Source organism: Cellulomonas sp. GbtcB1 (genome assembly GCF_019091725.1).
In the GTDB taxonomy this organism is placed as follows: Bacteria; Actinomycetota; Actinomycetes; order Actinomycetales; family Cellulomonadaceae; genus Cellulomonas.
Map to the genome: position 1 here is coordinate 1 of NZ_JAGXJG010000467.1, position 242 is coordinate 242.

Here is a 242-nt window from a genome sequence, read left to right on the forward strand (position 1 = left end):
GGAGCTGATCGGGCTGCACGAGAACGGGGAGCACCTGGGCCTCGCCGCGGCCGACGGGCAGCGCTACCGCCTGCGCATCGCCGAGCCACTGCGTGCCGCGGTGCGGCGCGACCGCCCGCAGCTGGAGCAGATCCGCGCCGCGCAGTCGGGCGTGCCGAGCCCGCGGGAGCTCCAGGCGCGCGGGCGCGCTGGGCAGTCCGCGGAGCAGATCGCCGAGGAGTCGGGTCGGCCCGACGCACACG

The 242-nt window shown here is 78.1% G+C and carries 1 protein-coding gene; it reads left to right on the plus strand.

The annotated features are described in order from the left end of the window. The coding region (gene sepH, locus KVT14_RS21050) for a septation protein SepH (RefSeq protein WP_217617360.1) at nucleotides 1-242 on the plus strand (242 nt) is incomplete at both ends.